We start from the raw sequence: 19122 nt of genomic DNA on the forward strand, positions 1-19122 counted from the left end.
CGACACAGGCCTGCTGTAATGACGCGAACAAGGACAATCTTCTCCTCCATCCGCAGCCTCTTTCTGCTGGCCATGTCTCTGTTGATTCTCGCCCTGTCCCTGCCGCAGCTTTTCGCCGGCAGCAAGCTGCTGGACGGAATCATTTTCCAACTGGGCACCGAACTGCTCGGGGAAAAACTGGAATCCCTGATCCAGCCCATTGAACGGCGCCACGAAACGCTTCGTCGCATCGGTCTTGAAGACAGCCAGAGCCACCTGGACGAGATCAAAACAGATGGTCTGGCACAGCTGGCCGCCATCCGCTACAAAGAAAGCGGTACCGTGTTTGTTATCGGCCGGGAGCGCGAAATTCTTCTTTCCAACTCTTTTTCCATGAGCTCCGACCCGGAATTTTCCTTTTTTTTCGCGCGCCTGACCAAGAAAAACGAACGCCAAATTCTCTCGTATACCGTTCTCGGTCAAAAAATGTTGGCAGTAAGCCGTTTCTATCTCCCCTGGCAGAGCTACATCGGTCTCTGCATCAGTTACGACGAGTTGTTTGCCGCCAAGAATCTGTTTCTGCGTATCAGTCTGATCGTCCTGACAATGGCCTTGATTATCGGCATTCTCCTTATGATCGGCATGCAGAAACTCATCATTTCACCCATTATTACCCTGTCTCGTTTTGCCGAAAACATCTCCCAGGGTGATTACCGGCAACAACTCAAAGGAAAAGCCATTCTTGAGCTTGCCACCCTGCAGCAGGACATCGCCACGATGGTCGAAACTCTCCGTCGGCAGATGGAGGAGAAAACGCTGCAACTGGAAATCATCAAAAAAAGGGAAAGCGAACTTGATCAGGCCCTGGCAGACCTGCAGATCAGTGAAAACCGCTACCGGGCCATATACAATGCCCCGAGCGACGCGATTTTCATCCATGACGGCAAGACCGGAGAAATACTTGATGTCAACCAGACCATGCTGGATATATACGGCTATACAAAAGAGGAGGCATTGCAACTTACCATCGGTGACGTGAGTTCAGGCATACCTCCCTATACGGAACAGGAAGCCAATCAGAAGATGCGCTCTGCCGTCATGCCGGAACCTCAACTCTTTGAATGGCACGCCAGAAAAAAAGACGGATCGCTCTTTTGGGTTGAAGTTGCCATGAAATCCACCCGTTTCAACGACAACCAAGTCGTTATCGCCGTGGCGCGCGACATCAGCGACAGAAAACGGGCGGAAAGAGCCCTGGCCGCGGAAAAGGAACGATTGTCCGTTACCCTGCGCAGTATCGGTGACGGCGTCATCACCACCGACACCGCAGGCAGGGTGGTCATGATCAACAAGGCGGCCGAAGATCTCACCGGCTGGCCCCAGAATGAAGCGGCAGGCAAGCCGCTGCAGGACATTTTTCACATCATTCACGAAAAAAGCGGAGAAAAATGTGAAAATCCGGCGGACAAGGTGCTGGCCACCGGCAACATCATCGAACTCGCCAACCACACGCTGCTTATCAACCGCGACGGCCAGCGCCGTCACATTGCCGACAGCGGCGCCCCCATCCGCGACCAGGAAAGCCGCATTATCGGCGTCGTTCTCGTCTTTCGCGACGTCACCGAAAAAGTCCATTTTGCCGAAGAAATCCTCAAGGCAAAAAAACTTGAATCAATCGGCGTTCTTGCCGGCGGCATAGCCCATGATTTCAACAATATCCTGGCCGCCATTCTCGGCAATCTCAATCTTGCAAAAATCCAGATGGCGGATTTTCCGGATACGGCGCAGCTGCTTCACCAGGCGGAGAAAGCATCGCTGCGCGCCAAAAATCTCACCCAGCAGCTGCTGACCTTTGCCAAGGGCGGGGCACCGGTCCGTCAGCTTACCTCCATTGCCGACATTATTCGGGAGTCAGCCTCTTTCGTCCTCCGGGGCAGCAATGTCAACTGCGAATTTAACCTGGCCGACGACCTCTGGCTGGGGGAGATCGATCCGGGACAAATCAGCCAGGTAATCCAGAACATGGTGATTAACGCCCGTCAGGCCATGCCGGAAGGAGGCACGGTGACAATCACCTGCCGCAACCGGGCAAAGGCAAAGGGGTACGAAGATCCGGATTTTGCCGGATTCCTCGAAATCAGCCTCGGTGATTCCGGCATCGGCATCCCCGAAAATTATCTTGATAAAATATTCGACCCTTATTTTTCATTGAAACACCAGGGAAGCGGCCTCGGCCTTGCCATCTGCCATTCCATTGTTCGCAATCACAACGGCCGTATTGAAGTAAAATCTTCCCCCGGAAAAGGGACAACTTTCACCATCCTGCTGCCTGCGGCCAAAGGAACGCCGTCACAATCGGTGCCGGAGGAAAAAGCGATATTGACATCCGCCCGAAAAGCGAAAATCCTTCTTATGGACGATGAGGAAATTGTCCGTACCGTTGTCATAAAAATGCTCGATCATCTCGGTTTTACAGGCGTCCCCGCCAAGGACGGCGAAGAGGCGATCCGGCTTTATCAGGAAGCAGGGAAGTCAGGGAAACCCTTTGATGCGGTGATCATGGATCTGACCATTCCAGGCGGCATGGGGGGCAAGCAGGCGGTCAAACATCTTCTTGCCATGGACGGCACGGCGAAAGTCATCGTCTCAAGCGGTTATTCAAATGATCCGATCATGGCCGACTTTCAAGCTTATGGTTTTTGTGCCGCCATCGGCAAACCCTTCCAGATCGACGAACTTGTCCGGGTATTCAATCAGTTGCTGGGAAGCGAGACCACACGCTGATTCCCGCTGCCCGCCGCATTCACGCAGGGACAATTCAGGCGGAATTTCAAGATACTCAAATAAAACAATAGGGATCCCGGTTCTGAAAGGGATCGAGCCCCAGGCCATGCACCACGGCAAGGCAGCCGCCGCACACCGGCCTGATCGAGCATGATGCGCATTCGGCGGGTCCCATCCGATAGCGGGCGGCCCGTTCACCGTGGTAGATTTCGCTGATGCTGCTTTGAAAAACATTGCCGATATGGGAGGGAAATTTCCGGCAGGCATGGGCCTCACCGTCCGGCAGGATGGAAATAAAATTAAACGCGGCGCCGCAACCGTATCCGGCGCACCCGCCGAACACCGGCATGTTTTCTTCGCGTCGGACAATATTCAGCAGGTTATCCTTCAGGCTGATAACGGGATTTTTCCGGGCAGCGGCCAGATAGTGCCGCAAAAAATCCTGAAACCCTTGCCTGTCGGCCGACTGCAACTGAGCCCCTTCGCCGACCATGGCCAGACGATTAAAGGTAAAGAGGTCCGTCCGGTCCCGCAGCAGACCGGCCAGGGGCAGCACCTGGTCCATGTTGTCTTTCGTCAGGGTCAGCATGACCATGGAGTAGATGCCGAGCTCCTTGAGCAGCTCAAGGAAATGAAGCACCCGCTCAAAATGACCCGGGCCGCGGATGTAATCATTATGCTCCGGCAATCCTTCCAGGCTGACCTGATAAAAAACGGGCTTTTCAATGGCCAGGATCTTCTCCATGGTTGATCGCGGCGCCGGATTACCGAGGATGGCCGCCATCATATTCCGCTCAACCGCCCCCTGGTACAGTTCCAAAAAATGCGGGTAGAGCAAGGGGTTGCCCCCGGAAAAAGACACCTGTCCCTTGACGTGATGTTCGATGCAGAAATCGCGGAGATCATCGAGAATGCGCAGCCCCTGCTCAAGGGGCAGGGCTATACGGTCGCTTCGGTCATAACAGTGACGACAATGCAGATCACAGGTCTGGGTGACATGCCACTGCAGGGTGAAAACAGGGGAAACGAAAAACCGTTCGTCAACGCCCTCGGCATGAGTGAAAAAGGCCGGATCACGTCTGATTCGAGACGGCGGCGCAAGAAGAATTCCCTGCAACACCGCCTTTTCCAGACAGCGGTCAATGACGCCCACCGCAACTCCGGCAGCCCGCGCGGCCACAGCGGGGCTGATTTTTTCCGTCACGATTTTCAGGGCCAGCAAATCGTTGCCCCGGGCCGGCCGCACCAGCACCCTGCCGCTCTCCGGACCGCGAAAAACAAGGACAAACTCTTCGCCGGCCAGGGGCGGTACCGCCGCATCTCCAGCCACGGCCCGCAGAAGATGAGGAAGATTTTTCCAGTCAAGGCGAAGAAGCTGCAACGAAGGGCTGGCAATAAGTTCATCCACGCCATTCACCGGTTTTTCCTCACCCTGCTCCCGCACCAGAAAAACAGCATATTCAAGCCGGGCAAGATCAGCAAGATAAAGGGGGATATCTAATTTTTCCCCCAGACCACCAAGCAGTTGCGGAAAATATTCAACACCGGCGCCGGCCGCCAGCTTGAGCAGTTTACACGTTGCGTCTTCGGTGAGAGTGGAGAAACAGGCCGGAAAAATTTGTTTGAGTTTCATGCGGGATCATGTCATGCGAGAAGGAATAAAAAAATGACAAAGGAGCAGGGGGGTGAACCCTGCTCCTTGTAACAAAGACGGCGTGGTGGAAAATTTCTGCAATGCCGACGGCACTGCTACTTGTTGCCGCCTCAGCCGCTGCCGCCGGCCGGGGCTTTCTTTTCTTCTTCTTCAGGAACGGTTGCCGGTTTTTCTTCTCCAGCAGCGCCTTCAGTTTTTTCCGCGGACTCTTCCTGAGTGCTGACCGCACTCCCTTTGTTGCCGCCTCAACCGCTGCCCGCGGCAGCGGGCGCTTGCTTCTCAGTGCCAACTGCACTGTCGTCTTTTGCGCCTCAGCCGCTGCCGCCAAAGGCGACACCGCCGTTTAAGGGCATGCCGGTCAACAAGCCGGCAATACCCACTCCCGCCAGGATTTTTTTCAATTCTTTGCTGTCCATTCCAAGCCTCCATTTTTTTGATTGTTCAGCCTTACGGTACGTCTCCGGAAAAACGCCCGCACCATTGGGCATGGGTAATCGTTTTTATTATCGAAATTTACCATTTAAATGTCAATAAATATAGAAAAACCCTTTCAAGAAAATTCTCGTCTCGCGGTGGAGGCCGAACTCGAAGGAAGTCTGGACAAACCCATTAGCCATGGTGTACATTATTTTCTTTATATTCCTCCTGAATGAAGCTCAAAAAATTACCCGAACCCAATGGACAATCTTCCTCTCCGGATAGTCTTTTTTCTCGCCGTTACGGCCGGCCTGGCCTTGGTCGGTTGGTTCTTGTTCCGAAAAAAAAAGACATCGAAAAGGGTAAAATCACGGCATGTGCCGCCCGCGAAAACCCGGGCTGCCCTGCCCCCGGCGCCACACTCGTCCGCATTGCCCAGCGGCGACTTTGCCCATCTGCAGCTTGAAATAATTCGTCAGGCCCTCGGCCTCACCAGCGCGATTCTTCTCTGGAGCAACCGCGATGAGCAGGAGATTCAGGTTGTCAGCGCGGCCAGTCTGCGCGATGATATCATCCAGAATCCATTTCCACGCGGCAGCGGCTTTATCGGCGGACTCAAGGATGATTGTCATGAAATTTCCGTCAGCCCCGTTCCCCGCAATCTCGTCATCCCTTATTATTCATCCCGCAAAGAAATCGGAGCACTGCTTGCCGCCGTCATTCCTCTTTCTGCCGCAACAGGCGGGCCGGTCCAAAAAGGCCTTGCCCCGATGGCCATTCTCTGCCTTGACCGGGAGGAGCAAGAGCCGTGGACTGAAGCGGAACGCAACGTGATAGCGCTCTCCTGCAGCAAAATCGGCCAGGATCTTCATCTTGCCCACAAAATGGAGGAAACCCGCCGCAACAAACAGGTAATCCACCAAATCTGCATGGGAATGCAGGATCTGAACCAGGTCCTGGAGCTGCAGGCGGTTTTCACGGCAACCATCAAAATGGTGAAAGAGCTGTCGGCCGCTGATTTCATCGCCATCAGCCTGCTCGGCAACGGCCTGCACCGCATCGTCAAAGCAGCAGGCACCAAGGCGGATCGTTTCGAGGGACTGGAATTCCCCGAGGACGACGGCCTCGTGGGTCAGGCCATCAGACTGCGACGCTGGATGCCCGCCCATGACAACTACCAGGACGAATTCCCGGTTTTCAGTAATGAAATGAGGATGGTCGGGCTGCAATCCCTGCTCATCCTGCCCTTGCTCAACGGAGATGACCAGGCCATCGGCGCCTTGACCGTTGCCGGGAAAAAAGCGGACATGTTCACCGCTGAACGGCGGGAAATCCTCCAGGTCATCGTCAGCCAGGTCACGACCAAAATCGAACTTGCCCGGGCCCATGAAAAGATTTTTCATCTGGCCACCACCGACGGCCTCACCGAACTCGGCAACCACCGTACCTTTCAGCAGGCATGCGACAACATGCTGCATCGCGCCCAGCGCCAGTCCAGCCCCCTTACCCTGGTCCTTTGCGATCTGGATCATTTCAAAACCATCAATGACACCTTCGGCCATCCCATCGGCGACCGTGTCCTGCAAAAGGTCGCCCGGGTGCTCGCCTCCTCGGTGCGCAAGGTTGATCTTGCCGCCCGTTACGGCGGGGAGGAATTTGCCCTGCTGCTGGAGGATTCGGACCACAAGGGGGCACGTATTCAAGTCGAAAGGGTGCGGCAGGCAATCAGCGACCTTTCTCTTCAGCATGAGGACCAGCAGATATCCGTCACCATGTCGTTTGGCCTTGCTTCGTATCCGGTTGACGCCGACAACAAAAAAGACCTGATCCATTACGCCGATCAGGCCCTCTACCATGCCAAGGCAGGCGGCCGCAACCGCACGGTGTCGTGGGCCGAGATGCACCCTTCCAACTGAAAGCACAAAACCCCGTCTCATTTCCTGCTGGTTTTTCTCCGCCCTTTATGCTAAGTTGTGCGGTTTCCGCAATCACGATGACACACGTGACCCATACGGATTCGGGCATGTACCGACAGCGGGACTCATCACGTCACCAACCGACCGACCCGCGCCCCATCAACCTGGAACTTCAGCCGCACAGAAGGAGACTGCCATGAGCAACGAACCGGATAAAATTATCTACTCCATGATCGGAGTGAGCAAATATTACGACAAGAAGCCTGTTTTAAACAATATCAACCTTTCCTACTTTTACGGGGCAAAAATCGGCGTTCTCGGCCTGAACGGCTCCGGGAAAAGTTCATTGCTCCGTATTCTGGCAGGAATTGACCGGGATTTCGAAGGCAGAACCTCCATCTCCCCCGGGCTCACCGTGGGTCTGCTGGAACAGGAACCGGCGCTCGATCCGGACAAGACGGTCAAAGAGGTTGTGGAAGAGGCGGTGCAAAAGACGGTTGACCTGCTGGCCGAATTCAACCGCATCAATGAAAAATTTGCCGAGCCGATGAGCGATGACGAGATGAACGATCTCATTGCCAGGCAGGGTGAGGTGCAGGAAAAACTTGATGCCCTGGATGCCTGGGAGCTTGACTCAAAACTTGAAATGGCCATGGACGCTCTGCGCTGCCCGCCGGGGGAAAACAAGATCACCCTCCTTTCCGGCGGTGAAAAGCGACGGGTAGCGCTTTGTCGGCTGCTGCTGCAGAAACCGGACATCCTGCTGCTTGACGAACCCACCAACCACCTTGACGCCGAATCCGTTGCCTGGCTTGAGCACCATCTCCAACGCTATGAGGGAACAATCATCGCCGTTACCCATGACCGCTATTTTCTCGACAACGTGGCCGGCTGGATCCTTGAGCTTGACAGGGGTCAGGGTATTCCCTGGAAGGGCAATTATTCCTCCTGGCTTGAGCAGAAGTCCAAACGGCTGAAGCAGGAGGAAAAGCAGGAAAGCGACCGCCAGAAAACCCTGCAGCGCGAGCTTGAATGGATCAACATGAGTCCCAAGGGGAGACACGCCAAATCCAAGGCGAGAATCAAATCCTATGAGCAGTTGCTGAGCCAGGAGAGCCAGAAGCGGGCCGGGGAGCTGGAAATCTACATTCCGCCGGGCCCCCGGCTGGGTAATGTGGTCATCGAAGCGGACAAGGTTCGCAAGGCTTACGACGGCAAGCTGCTGGTGGATGAGATGAGCTTTTCCCTGCCCCCCGGCGGTATCGTCGGCGTCATCGGGCCCAACGGGGCGGGCAAAACCACTTTGTTTCGGATGATCACCGGCCAGGACCAGCCCGACTCCGGCGCCATCCGGCTGGGCGAGACGGTGAAGCTTGCCTATGTGGATCAGAGCCGCGATGACCTTGACCCGGACAAGAGCATCTGGGAAGTCATTTCCGACGGCCGAGATGTTATCACCCTGGGTAACAAGGAGGTCAACTCCAGGGCCTATGTGGCCCGCTTCAATTTTTCCGGCACCGAACAGCAGAAAAAAGTGGGCCAACTGTCAGGCGGCCAGCGCAACCGGGTGCATCTGGCCAGGATGCTGAAAGAAGAGGCCAATGTCATCCTGCTCGACGAGCCGACCAATGATCTTGACGTCAACACCCTGCGCGCCCTTGAAGAGGCGCTGGAGAATTTCGGCGGCTGCGCCGTGGTAATCAGCCATGATCGGTGGTTTCTGGACCGCATTGCCACCCATATCCTCGCCTTTGAGGGAGACAGCAAGGTGACCTATTTTGACGGCAACTACTCCGAATACGAAGCGGACCGCAAAAAACGGCTCGGTGCCGCGGCCGATCAGCCCCATCGCATCAAATACAGACAGCTGACCCGAGGGTAATCAGCAGAAAAAAGAGCCCACCTGGTAAACGACGACCGAAAGCAGAAAGGCGAAAAGCGTGTTGAAAATCATGGAAAAAGCACCCCATTTCCAGGAGCCCGCCTCCCTGGAGATACAGATGACCGTGACAAAACAGGGTGCGTAATAGGAAATGAAAAGCAGCACGCTCAACGCCTTGACCGCATTCCAGCCCGGATCCTTGCCAAGTGTTTCTGCAAGAGAATCATCTTGCTGGTTATCCCCACCCAGGGAATACGCGGTGCCGAGGGTGGACAGGATGACCTCCTTTGCGGCAACACCGCCGATCAAGGCAATATTGGTACGCCAGTCAAAGCCGGCGAGTGAGCTGATGCTTTCAAGGGCAGTGCCGATGCGACCGGCAGCCGAGTAGCGCAGCTTCTTTTTCGCCTCCGCCTGATCAATGGCGACAAGCTGACGATTTCTTTCTTCCCGCTCTGTTTCCAGAATCGTCACGTTTTCCCCGCCCACCACCATTGCCGGAAAGGCAGCTTCAACCTGTTGCCGCTGCCGCGCAAACTGCTCCTTTTCACTGTCCGGCAGGCCGGGAAAGGTCATCATGGCCCAGATAACGATGGAAAAGCCGAGGATAACGGTGCCCGCCTTTTTGATATACTGCCATGTTTTTTCCCAGGTGTGGATGAAAAGCCCGCGCAGGGTGGGAAAACGATAGGGCGGCAGTTCCAGGACAAAAGGGGTGGATTCCCCCCTGAGCACCGTCATACGCAGAAATTTCGCCACCAGCAGGGCCACCAGCCAGGAAAGCATGGTAAAGAGGAACATGTACTGCGCCTGATTTTCCGAAAAAAATGCGCCGATAAACAGGGCCAACACCGGCAGCTTGGCCCCGCAGTTCATGAAAGGCGCGGTGAGCAGCGTTGCCATTCTTTCCTTGGGGGAGCGGAGTGTTCTGGTGGCCATGACACCCGGCACGGCGCAGCCCCCGGCAATACCCCCGGAAACGATATAGGCCATCACCGAACTGCCGTTTAATCCGAAAATGCGAAAGATACGATCCAGCATGAAGGCCACCCTGGCCAGGTAGCCGGAGTCCTCGAGAATGGCGATGCCGAAAAACATGAACATGATAAGCGGCACAAAGCCAAGCACCCCGCCCACACCATCAATAATTCCTGAAACGACAAGAGATTTCAGATAGCCGTCCGGCAGCAGACCTTCCACCGCGGAGGAAAGCTTGCCGAAAAGAATTTCCAACCAGGCAACAGGAAGCTCACTGTAGGTGAAGGTGAATTTGTAGAGGCCGAACAGGACCAGTCCCATAAAAAGCGGCCCCAAAAACCGGTTGGTCAGCACCTTGTCGATGCGGTCCGATGTATAGAGCCTGTCCTTGTCGTACTTGTGGGCAATGACCCCTTTTTTGACGATGCCCTTGATATAGCCGTAACGATGGTCCGCCACCATGGCCTCGGGATAGGTATCCATGGTTTCGCGCAGATGACGGGAAACGGAGTCGACCGCCTGTTCCAGTTCAAAGGAAAGGGCCGGATTCTCCTCTCGGCCCCGCTCCAGAATCTGCTGGTCCTTTTCCAGATACTTAATCGCCACCCAGCGGGTCGGGTAGACCTCGGCGAGGAAATTTGCCGAACCTATCTTTTCTTCAAGATCAAGCAGGGTTGAATCCAGATCCTCGCCATAGGAAATACGCTTGGGATTCCATTCCTTTTTTCTGGCGGCGAGACGAACCGTCTCCTCCATCAGTGTCCTGGTGCCGTAGCCGCTGCGGGCAATGATCGGCACCACCGGGACGCCGAGAAATTCGGCGAGTCGGTCGGCTTTCACCTCAATGCCCCGATCGCGGGCTGCGTCAATCATGTTCAGGGCGATGATGATCGGAATGCCGAGTTCAAAGAACTGGGTGGTGAGATAGAGATTTCTTTCGAGATTCGAGGCATCGATGATGTTGACGATGACCTGCGGTTTTTCAAAAACGAGAAAATCACGGGCCACCACCTCTTCCTCTGAATAAGCGGTGAGGGAATAGGTCCCGGGTAGATCGACAATGTTGATCTTCTGCTCCTCCAGCAGATAGCTGCCCTCCTTTTTCTCAACAGTGACGCCGGGATAGTTGCCGACATGCTGGCGGGATCCGGTGAGGGCGTTGAACAAGGTGGTTTTGCCTGAGTTGGGATTGCCGGCAAGGGCGATTGTCACTGCTGAAACCATATCTACTGAACTCACAAAAAAAAGAAGATGAATCTCTTCGGCAAGCCGTCACTCTCCTGCCGACAAAAAAACGGCGGCAATCGCTTGCCGCCTTCCAATATTTTCATCCCCGCGCCGGACGCAGCGCACCGCGAGGAATTTATCAATCATTTCAAAGCAATACCCATCGAGACAGTCAGGCCGACAGGCCCATGCGGTCATCTGCATGAGTATGTCGCAGCTCCTCGGCACCGTCCCCGGAAACCTGTTGTCTTCTCATGCATTTACCTTACGGCAACAGTTCCACCTCGATGAAGTCCGCCTCGTTGTTGCGCAGGGTCAGCACACTGCCCAGCACCCGCAGGGCAACCGGGTCATAAAGAGGCGCCCTGCCCTGCACGATGATTTCCGTTCCCGGCACCAGCCCCATATCACGAATCCGCCGGCCAAGCTCACCGCCCTGCTTGACCGCGGTAATAACGCCTTTCTGGTTTCGCTTCATATTCCGCAACATCATCCGAGACATTTCTTACTTCCCCCCGCAACCGCATCCCGAACATTTTTCAATTTCCTGTCGCTCCTCCGGCAGATCGGTGCCGATTTTTGTCCCGGCGGAAGAACAGCCGGCGCGAGACGAATCACAGTTCCGCGCCGAACCACACCGGCACGAACAACCAGCACCGGAAGAGGATGCGAAAAATCTTCTTAGCAGATAAAAGGCGGCAGCCGCCACAATTAAAATTACAAGAATTGTATCAAATCGGATCATTTTTTTCTCCGACAAAAGTCAAGTGTTCATAATAAAATTAGGTATACCTAATTTAGCCATGAATAAAAATTAATGAATCACCGTCCTTCTGTCAATATTTTTTATCAGCGACAGCGTAAAGGCGATGATACGAATCACTCCGGCGGCACTCAAACAGGATAAAGGCTGCCAGCACGAGATGAATTACCATAAACAGCTTGACCGTCAGGACCAGGCCGTCACCCAAGAGCAGCGCGCAGGCAACATCAACCCATATACTGACAACCGTCGCCACCCGTAAAATCGGGACATGACGTTTGCAGAGAACCGAACGAGACCCATCGTTTCCAGACAGAAAAAGTTTCCGGCAGCAGCCCATAACAGTTCCTCCCCCAGACGCTTGATGTCAATATAAGACCCCGGAAACTCCACACAAGTTCCCCTTGTCCTTCACGGGATTTTTCGCATTTTTTTCATGAAAGCAGAAACCGTCGGTGAATAAAAGGAAAAAATCATGCCCAGAACCGTGGCGCCGGTGGTCAGCCAAAAAAGAAAAAGATGCAGCGCGGTCCGGCGATGAAAAAAAAGATCAAGAACAAACAAAATAATGCCAAGGTGGATGAGCGATGAACCCAGACGCAGCCAGTAGCCGCTTTTCTCAAAATGGAGGGCCTCGCTGCCCATGGCGGCAAGAAAGAGTACAACAAACTGCAGCAGACACGAGGCGGACAGGACGGCAATTAATGCGGCCTTGACGCCCCATCCCAGGGCAATCGCAATGCCTCCGCCCGCAAGAAGCAGGGCGAAGCGATTCAGCCAGACGGCCGGCAGCAGCCGTTTCGGCACACAGATGCCCAGCAACAGCACCAGGCCGACGAGGAAGGGGGCGATCACCATGTTCATCCGGTTCATATAGGCGAGCTTGGCGGCGGGATCAAGCTGGTGGATCTGGGCAAGTTTGAAATAAAACATGCCGTAAATGCAGATCAGCGAAATAATGAACAATACGGCCACCGTGGCCAAAATGAGATAAAAATCCCAGGAGCCTCTGCGCTTATTCATCCTCCGCCTCGCTCAGGAAACAAAACTGTGCTCGCCCGGAAAGAAGAACGAGCTGAGAAAGGTAAAAATCATGGCCAAAAAACAGAGAATACCGAGCAGCGACGAAAAATACCACATGGACGGTCGGTTGACATAAAGCCGCGTATGAAGATAGGTGCTGTAAATCGCCCACATCATGATGGAGCTGCAGATCTTCGGGTCCCACCACCAGTTCGGCCCCCAGGCCTGCAAGGCCCATGGATAGCCAAGCAGCATGCCCAGGGTCAGGAGAAAATAGCCCAGTTTGGCGCAGTCATAACCCAACTTTTCAATGGCCGGATCACGCTCCTTCAGCATAAAAACAGACGTAACAAAGGTAACGGTGATGCAGGCATAGGAAAGAAAGAGCAGGGGCGGATGAAACCACATGTAGGGGGCGTTGTAGTAAAACACCATTTTCGGGTAAAGCTTCATGAAAAGCCCGAAGCGCTGCCCATCCCAGCTGCTGCCGGCAAACCAGGGACTGATTTCATTGAAAAATTTCGGCAGAGGATCTAGAAAAGGATCAACCCGCAGAAAAAGAATCGCCACCTGCAGCCCCAACAACAGCGAGAGCGCACCCCGCAGCCGATGATGGTTGAGACGCACATGGGCAACCAGGGTCATGACGGCGTAACACATGAACCAGAAGTAATATTTTTCATTCTCGAGCCAGAGGGGCAGCACATAACGGGGCGGCGCCTGCTGATTATAAAAAGGCAACCCATATTCCGCTCCTTTATTCATGACAACAAGCTGTTGGTTCAACATCTCGGCAACAAAGCCCGGCAACGCCAAGGGCAGATTGTGAAAAACCTGATAATGAAACCAGCCGGTCCAGAAAAATCCGGCAACAAAAAGCAGGACAATGACGCCAAGCAGCATGATGCCGGCACGGGGGAGAAAGGAGCGGGGCAGGCAGAGGTTCACCGCTCCGACAAGACCGGTTATGCAGGAAAGCACGAACAGGGCAAGAAGAAGCAGGTGACCGAGCCGGCTATAATGAAGAATCGGCAGCAGGGTTTCCATGGTCGCCTAAGTAATTTTTCGTATGATATGCACCAGCAAGCAGGATATCGCAACTTGTCGTGAAAGTCCACTCCCACCTGCACCGTTTTGTCATGTTCAGGGAAATGCAATCGGGCCCGCCACGACATAATTTGTCCCATTGCACTTCTTTCCATATTATTCCATAATGGCTACGGCAGCTAAATTTTCTCACGAGCGAGGCAATGAATCTCCACGGCGACTTTGAAGGCTCTTTTCTAACCAATATCCTGCAACTGTTATGCGACGATCACAACACGGGCATTTTACAGGTACGGAGCGGCCGAAAAATCTGCAAGGTATTCTTCAGGGAAGGGGCCATTGTTTACGCGCAAAGCTCGGAACAACGCGCCCGGCTGGGTGAGATGCTGGAACGGGACGGCATCATATCAGCCGCCCAACTCCAGGATTGCATCGAGTCAGCCGAACAAAACAAAAACGCCATCGGCAAGGTTCTCCTGGAAAAAGGCTATATCTCTCCGGAAATTTTCAAGCAGTACAACAACCGACAGGTCGAGGATATCCTTTACTCTCTCCTCTTCTGGAAAAAGGGGAAATTTGATTATCAGGACACCCCGTTACAATTTGACGGGATGGTGATCACCCAGCTGAACCCGATAAAACTTATCCTGGAGGCGTCCCGGCGTATTGACGAGATGTCGCTCCTGACTGAACAGATTGCCAGCGACCGGTTCATCTACAAAAAGGTTTCCCGCAAGGGCAGCGGCACGAACGAAGCCATCACCTTCAGCACCGACGAAAAACGCATTCTCTCCCTGGTGAACGGTAAGCACACCGTGCGCGACATTGTCAATGCCAGCCGCTACGACGACTTCACCGTTTACAAAAGTCTCTATTCCCTGCTGACATCGGGACTCATCGAAAAAGTCGAAACAAAAAAGGTCCCGGCCAACGGTTTTGATTTTGATTTCACCCTTGGTATCTACACCGGCATTCTTGAAGAAATAACCTCGGCCCTTGCCGCCGTAACCGACGAAAGGATCAATCTGCTGGTTCGCCGGGTCAAAAATAATCTGGCCCCGGCCCAGGCTGAGCTGCTGCAAGATTTCCATATAAGCAGCTCCCCGCAAGTCAACCGCAAAGCCGTCATTGACGCCTGCCGCAAATCAGGCAGCCACAAAATGCAGCAGAGCCTGCTGCTGATTGACAGCTTTAACGGCCTCTGCCATCATCTTCTTTTGCAGATTATCCCCATGGCGGAAGAGTCCCGGATCTACGACCTGATCAGGGAAATTGACAAAATCCTGGAAAAGGTAAAACGATACCCGGCAAACTCCGTGGAAAAAAATAAAATTTTGAGCGATATGGGAAATGTTCTAAACGACGCCATGAAACAGCTGCGGCTTACTCCGGCAAAACCGAAAGCAAAAAGGCTTTTTTCTTTGTTCGGCAGGAAATGACCGGCGGCTGGACAGTTTGCAAAAAAACCGGAAGCGGAAGATACCTCTTCCGCCCCCGGCTCGCTCCGCTCACTGCTTCAGGGTAAATTGAAAGCTCCGGGATATCACTTCTTCCGGAAGGACAATTTCTCCTGCCCGCTCATCACATCAACCAGAATGTGGTCACCTTCCTTGAGCTTGCCCTCCAGAATCTCCATGGCCAGTCCGTCCTGGATATATCGCTGCATCGCCCGTTTCAGGGGCCTTGCGCCGTAAGCCGGATTATACCCCACGTTGATGATGAATTGACGGGCAGCCTCAGTCAGCTCAATGGTGAATTTCTGTTCCTCCAGACGCTTTCGCAGCAGGGCAACCTGAATATCAACAATCTGGGCCAGATCCTCCTTGGACAAACCGTGAAAGGTGATGATCTCATCAATGCGGTTGAGAAATTCCGGTTTGAACTGCCTGTGAAGAATTTCATCAATCTGCATTTTCATTTCATCCCTTCTCGCTTCACCAAGCTCCATGATGAGCTGACTGCCGAGGTTTGAGGTCATGATGAGAATGGTATTCTTGAAATCCACCGTCCTGCCCTGACCGTCGGTCATACGCCCGTCGTCCAATATCTGCAGCAGGACGTTAAAGACATCGGGATGCGCCTTTTCAATCTCGTCAAAAAGGATGACCGAATAAGGCCGGCGCCGCACCGCCTCGGTCAGATAACCGCCTTCCTCGTAACCGACATAGCCGGGAGGGGCGCCGATCAGACGGGCCACCGAATGTTTTTCCATGAACTCGGACATATCGAGACGGATCATGGCCTGTTCGCTGTCAAAGAGAAATCCCGCCAGAGTACGGGCCAGTTCGGTCTTGCCCACCCCGGTTGGACCAAGGAAGATAAACGAGCCCAAGGGCCGGTTCGGATCCTGCAGACCGGCCCGGGCGCGCCTGATGGCATTGGCGATGGCGCTGATGGCCTCACGCTGCCCCACCACCCGCTTGGCCAGCTCTTCATCGGCATGCACCAGTTTTTCCTTCTCACCCTCCAACAGCTTGTCCACCGGAATGCCGGTCCATTTCGCGACCACCGCGGCAATGTCCTCCTCCGAGACTTCTTCTTTCAGCATTTTTCGATCTTTCTGAATCTCGGCCAGATGCGCGTTTTCCTCCTCAAGCCGCCTTTCCAGTTCCCTGATGCGTCCGTAGCGAATTTCCGCCACCCGGCTGAGATCGCCTTGACGCTCCGCCTGCTGTTCCTCCACCCGGGCCTCATCGATTCCCGCCTTGACCTGGCGGATCTTTTGGATAATTTCCTTTTCCAGCCCCCAGTGGCCTTTCATGCTGCGCAACTTCTCATTGAGATCAGCAAGCTTTGCCTCAATCTTTTGCAACAGTTCGCCGGATGCCGCATCCTTTTCCTTTTTCAACGCCTCCCGCTCGATTTCAAGCTTGATCCGGTGCCGCTCCACCTCGTCGATCTCGGTGGGCATGCTGTCGATCTCAATGCGCAGCCGGGAAGCCGCCTCATCAATAAGATCAATGGCCTTGTCCGGCAGAAAACGATCGGAAATATAGCGTTTGGAAAGGGTCACCGCGGCAACGGTTGCGGTATCCTTGATCCGTACCCCGTGATGCACCTCATATTTTTCCTTGATGCCCCGCAGAATGGCGATGGAATCCTCCACCGACGGTTCCTGCACCAGAACCTGTTGAAAACGGCGCTCCAGGGCAGGATCCTTTTCAATGCGGCGATACTCGTTCAAGGTGGTGGCCCCGACACAATGCAGCTCACCCCGGGCCAGGGCCGGTTTAAGCATGTTCGAGGCGTCCATTGCCCCTTCCGCCGCGCCAGCTCCCACCAGGGTGTGGATCTCGTCAATAAAGAGGATGATCTCGCCCTGCCGTTTTTCCACCTCTTTCAGCACCGCCTTTAAACGATCCTCAAATTCACCCCGGTACTTGGCGCCGGCCACCAGCGCTCCCATATCCAAGGACAGGACCTGTTTATTGCGGAGTGTTTCCGGGATGTCGCCGCTGACGATGCGCTGGGCCAAGCCCTCGACAATGGCAGTCTTGCCCACCCCGGGCTCGCCGATGAGCACCGGGTTGTTTTTGGTGCGGCGGCTCAGCACCTGCACCACCCGGCGCACCTCGTCATCCCGGCCGATGACCGGATCAAGCTTGCCCCGCTTGGCCAGATCGGTGAGATTCTTCGCATACTTTTCCAGGGCCTGATATTTTTCCTCGGGATTGGGGTCGGTCACCCGCTGGCTGCCGCGAATCTCCGCCAGGGCCTTCAAAAAGCTCTGCTTGCCGACACCATTCGCCTTCAGCACCTCCGCACCCTTTGCTCCGCTTTCGCTGATGATGCAGAGGAAGAGATGTTCCTGGCTGACGTACTCATCATGCATCGCCGAGGCTTCCTTAAAGGACTGATCAAGCAGCAGACGCATCCGCTGGGAGGCATAGACCTGACCGAAACCAGCCCCGCTTACCTGCGGCAGTTTCTCCAGCACCTTGTCCACCTCGGCGGCAAGCTGGGCGGGATTTGCGCCGATCTTCTGCAATACCGGCACAATCACCCCTTCCGGCTGCCGCAACAGAACAGCGAGCAGGTGCTCGGGCACCATCTCCTGATGCCCTTTCTGACTCGCCAGATTTTGGGCGGCCTGCAGGGCTTCCTGGGATTTTACGGTAAATTTATCAAACTGCATAGTGCAACTCCTCAACCGGATGACCGGCTTCTTCGATGTAAAAATGAAATAACCTCAACTCCCTTCATCAGGAAGGAAGTCAAAAAAGACCGCGCAAACAACCCGAAAAAAGAAAAAATAGATGTTAGGCTTCAATAAATACTTGTAAGTCCAGTCATTATTCTTGTCAAGCACGAGACCCTTTCCGGCTCTCGCGTCCACTGCCAACCGATTGAGAACCATCGGAATTTTCTTTGCGGCTCATGAAAAAAGCAAATGGTATTCGAGACAGGCAACACCACCTTCCACTGCAATACGAACGGAAAAACAAAAAGCTCCCTGCCATGGAACCTTCCCGTAATTTTCATCGTTCAAAATAAATATAGGCAAGAAAAACGGGCTGACGTTCGCCGCGAAGAAAGAATAACAATCATGCAGTTTGAAGTGGTTCGACAGTTGCTGTTGACCCATGAATAAAAGCTTTTTCAGCGCATCCATGCCGGATTTGCATGGATGAAAATTACAATATTATTGGGGGAGGCGTCCTATGCAAACTGAAAAAAAAATGCCGGCAACTCGTGCCCTGTTTTCCGTTCTTTTCCTGGCTGCCTTTATCACGGCCCCCTCAGTTGTCCATGCCGATGAATTATCGATTGACACGGTTATCGCGCCCGGGGTGCTGATCATTGATAAGACGAATTCCTGTACGAATGATGATTGTGATGTCTCCGTCGATTCCCTGACCGTGCATGCGGCGATTGCCTATAGCACGGTTGATCGCGCTCTCTGTCCTGTTGAATTATGTTATGACGCCTGCACGGAGGCGGTGGCGACTTTTGCGGACAGCAGGGGAGAATTGGTGGCGAAGTTCGCCATCGCTGATGTACTGGCCTTGGGCCTTGAAAAAAACGCTTACAATGAACTGACGATGTCCGGCTGCACGACAACTCCTGATCAAACTTTTTCCGGATCGGATGTCATCTATCTGAAAACATATGGCGCCTCGCCCGCCGATCCTCCTGTCGGCCCAATGGGCCCGGGCGCACCTCCAGCCGAATAAAAATACGATTTTCCCTCTGCGGCAAAATCGCCTTCGCCATCAGTTCCCCTCCAACACACTTCTGATGGCGAAGGCGATGCGGGGGAATTTGCCATCCATTCACGGCGCACAAAACATCACCAATTGTTTCCAAAAATCAAGAGACATCCCTCTCTCTCCGTGCCAAACAGCCTCCTTATAACCGCTGACGAGTTCAAGGCCCGCCTGGAAAGCGGCACTCCGCAGATAAATGTTGATATTCAGGTTGCCGAGGAATACGCCTTGCACCATTTCGCGGA

The 19122-nt window shown here is 54.1% G+C and carries 16 protein-coding genes; 6 read left to right on the forward strand and 10 right to left on the reverse strand.

The features are described 5' to 3' along the window. The first annotated feature begins 18 nt into the window (after positions 1–18). Positions 19–2763 carry a hypothetical protein gene (locus BM485_02665; protein ID OKY76171.1) on the forward strand — a complete coding sequence of 915 codons (2745 nt, stop codon included), beginning with the start codon at positions 19–21 and terminating at the stop codon, positions 2761–2763. A gap of 55 nt (positions 2764–2818) precedes the next feature. Here the strand turns inward: BM485_02665 and BM485_02670 are convergent, their stop codons facing one another. Next, on the reverse strand, positions 2819–4396 hold the full coding sequence (locus BM485_02670) for a selenobiotic family peptide radical SAM maturase (GenBank protein OKY76172.1): 1578 nt from the start codon (positions 4394–4396) through the stop codon (positions 2819–2821). A gap of 101 nt (positions 4397–4497) precedes the next feature. On the opposite strand from BM485_02670, the gene BM485_02675 reads away from it, so the two are divergent. Further along, the gene (locus tag BM485_02675; protein OKY76173.1) at positions 4498–4764 is read left to right on the forward strand and encodes a hypothetical protein; all 267 of its coding nucleotides are present in this window, start codon (positions 4498–4500) and stop codon (positions 4762–4764) included. Here the strand turns inward: BM485_02675 and BM485_02680 are convergent. Next, positions 4729–4833 carry a hypothetical protein gene (locus BM485_02680; GenBank protein ID OKY76174.1) on the reverse strand — a complete coding sequence of 35 codons (105 nt, stop codon included), beginning with the start codon at positions 4831–4833 and terminating at the stop codon, positions 4729–4731. The two genes, BM485_02675 and BM485_02680, sit on opposite strands and share 36 nt — an antisense overlap. A 261-nt stretch (positions 4834–5094) precedes the next feature. On the opposite strand from BM485_02680, the gene BM485_02685 reads away from it, so the two are divergent. Continuing rightward, positions 5095–6750: a hypothetical protein gene (locus BM485_02685; GenBank protein ID OKY76175.1), complete on the forward strand. Its 1656-nt coding sequence runs from the start codon at positions 5095–5097 to the stop codon at positions 6748–6750. A 196-nt stretch (positions 6751–6946) separates the two neighbouring features. Next, positions 6947–8632, forward strand: a complete 1686-nt coding sequence (locus BM485_02690) for an energy-dependent translational throttle protein EttA (GenBank protein OKY76176.1) — start codon at positions 6947–6949, stop codon at positions 8630–8632. On the opposite strand, the gene BM485_02695 is transcribed toward BM485_02690, so the two are convergent. The 6 genes from BM485_02695 to BM485_02720 all read right to left on the reverse strand — a co-directional run bounded on the left by BM485_02695 (position 8633) and on the right by BM485_02720 (position 13670). Further along, positions 8633–10834 (reverse strand): ferrous iron transport protein B, encoded by a 2202-nt coding sequence (locus BM485_02695; GenBank protein ID OKY76177.1) that lies wholly within the window; start codon positions 10832–10834, stop codon positions 8633–8635. Between the two features lie 268 nt (positions 10835–11102). Further along, positions 11103–11339: an iron transporter FeoA gene (locus BM485_02700; GenBank protein OKY76178.1), complete on the reverse strand. Its 237-nt coding sequence runs from the start codon at positions 11337–11339 to the stop codon at positions 11103–11105. Between the two features lie 3 nt (positions 11340–11342). Continuing rightward, a complete protein-coding gene (locus BM485_02705; GenBank protein OKY76179.1) occupies positions 11343–11582 on the reverse strand; it encodes a hypothetical protein in 240 nt (79 codons plus the stop codon). A gap of 91 nt (positions 11583–11673) precedes the next feature. Beyond that, the gene (locus BM485_02710; protein OKY76180.1) at positions 11674–11940 is read right to left on the reverse strand and encodes a hypothetical protein; all 267 of its coding nucleotides are present in this window, start codon (positions 11938–11940) and stop codon (positions 11674–11676) included. 71 nt (positions 11941–12011) lie between these two features. Further along, a complete protein-coding gene (locus BM485_02715; protein ID OKY76181.1) occupies positions 12012–12623 on the reverse strand; it encodes a hypothetical protein in 612 nt (203 codons plus the stop codon). Positions 12624–12635: 12 nt separating this feature from the next. Beyond that, entirely contained in the window at positions 12636–13670 is a 1035-nt protein-coding gene (locus BM485_02720) for a cytochrome C biogenesis protein (protein ID OKY76182.1), read from the reverse strand. Positions 13671–13873: 203 nt separating this feature from the next. Between BM485_02720 and BM485_02725 the strand changes: the two genes are divergently transcribed. Next, a complete protein-coding gene (locus tag BM485_02725) occupies positions 13874–15109 on the forward strand; it encodes a hypothetical protein (protein ID OKY76183.1) in 1236 nt (411 codons plus the stop codon). A gap of 104 nt (positions 15110–15213) precedes the next feature. Here the strand turns inward: BM485_02725 and BM485_02730 are convergent, their stop codons facing one another. Next, positions 15214–17805, reverse strand: coding sequence for an ATP-dependent chaperone ClpB (locus BM485_02730; protein ID OKY76184.1), 2592 nt, complete (start codon positions 17803–17805; stop codon positions 15214–15216). Between the two features lie 240 nt (positions 17806–18045). Further along, complete coding sequence (locus BM485_02735; GenBank protein ID OKY76185.1) at positions 18046–18282, reverse strand: hypothetical protein; 237 nt, start codon at positions 18280–18282, stop codon at positions 18046–18048. A gap of 49 nt (positions 18283–18331) precedes the next feature. Here BM485_02735 and BM485_02740 point away from each other — a divergent pair, with 49 nt between their 5' ends. Continuing rightward, a complete protein-coding gene (locus BM485_02740) occupies positions 18332–18844 on the forward strand; it encodes a hypothetical protein (GenBank protein OKY76186.1) in 513 nt (170 codons plus the stop codon). Positions 18845–19122 lie beyond the last annotated feature (278 nt).

Source organism: Desulfobulbaceae bacterium DB1 (genome assembly GCA_001914235.1).
GTDB lineage: Bacteria > Desulfobacterota > Desulfobulbia > Desulfobulbales > SURF-16 > DB1.

Excerpts from the sequence above, each read along its gene's own strand:
- BM485_02665 (OKY76171.1), top strand. The coding sequence starts at position 19 with ATGACGCGAACAAGGACAATCTTCTCCTCCATCCGCAGCCTCTTTCTG.
- BM485_02670 (OKY76172.1), bottom strand. The coding sequence starts at position 4,396 with ATGAAACTCAAACAAATTTTTCCGGCCTGTTTCTCCACTCTCACCGAA.
- BM485_02675 (OKY76173.1), top strand. The coding sequence starts at position 4,498 with ATGCCGACGGCACTGCTACTTGTTGCCGCCTCAGCCGCTGCCGCCGGC.
- BM485_02680 (OKY76174.1), bottom strand. The coding sequence starts at position 4,833 with ATGGACAGCAAAGAATTGAAAAAAATCCTGGCGGGAGTGGGTATTGCC.
- BM485_02685 (OKY76175.1), top strand. The coding sequence starts at position 5,095 with ATGGACAATCTTCCTCTCCGGATAGTCTTTTTTCTCGCCGTTACGGCC.
- BM485_02690 (OKY76176.1), top strand. The coding sequence starts at position 6,947 with ATGAGCAACGAACCGGATAAAATTATCTACTCCATGATCGGAGTGAGC.
- BM485_02695 (OKY76177.1), bottom strand. The coding sequence starts at position 10,834 with ATGGTTTCAGCAGTGACAATCGCCCTTGCCGGCAATCCCAACTCAGGC.
- BM485_02700 (OKY76178.1), bottom strand. The coding sequence starts at position 11,339 with ATGTCTCGGATGATGTTGCGGAATATGAAGCGAAACCAGAAAGGCGTT.
- BM485_02705 (OKY76179.1), bottom strand. The coding sequence starts at position 11,582 with ATGATCCGATTTGATACAATTCTTGTAATTTTAATTGTGGCGGCTGCC.
- BM485_02710 (OKY76180.1), bottom strand. The coding sequence starts at position 11,940 with ATGGGCTGCTGCCGGAAACTTTTTCTGTCTGGAAACGATGGGTCTCGT.
- BM485_02715 (OKY76181.1), bottom strand. The coding sequence starts at position 12,623 with ATGAATAAGCGCAGAGGCTCCTGGGATTTTTATCTCATTTTGGCCACG.
- BM485_02720 (OKY76182.1), bottom strand. The coding sequence starts at position 13,670 with ATGGAAACCCTGCTGCCGATTCTTCATTATAGCCGGCTCGGTCACCTG.
- BM485_02725 (OKY76183.1), top strand. The coding sequence starts at position 13,874 with ATGAATCTCCACGGCGACTTTGAAGGCTCTTTTCTAACCAATATCCTG.
- BM485_02730 (OKY76184.1), bottom strand. The coding sequence starts at position 17,805 with ATGCAGTTTGATAAATTTACCGTAAAATCCCAGGAAGCCCTGCAGGCC.
- BM485_02735 (OKY76185.1), bottom strand. The coding sequence starts at position 18,282 with ATGGATGCGCTGAAAAAGCTTTTATTCATGGGTCAACAGCAACTGTCG.
- BM485_02740 (OKY76186.1), top strand. The coding sequence starts at position 18,332 with ATGCAAACTGAAAAAAAAATGCCGGCAACTCGTGCCCTGTTTTCCGTT.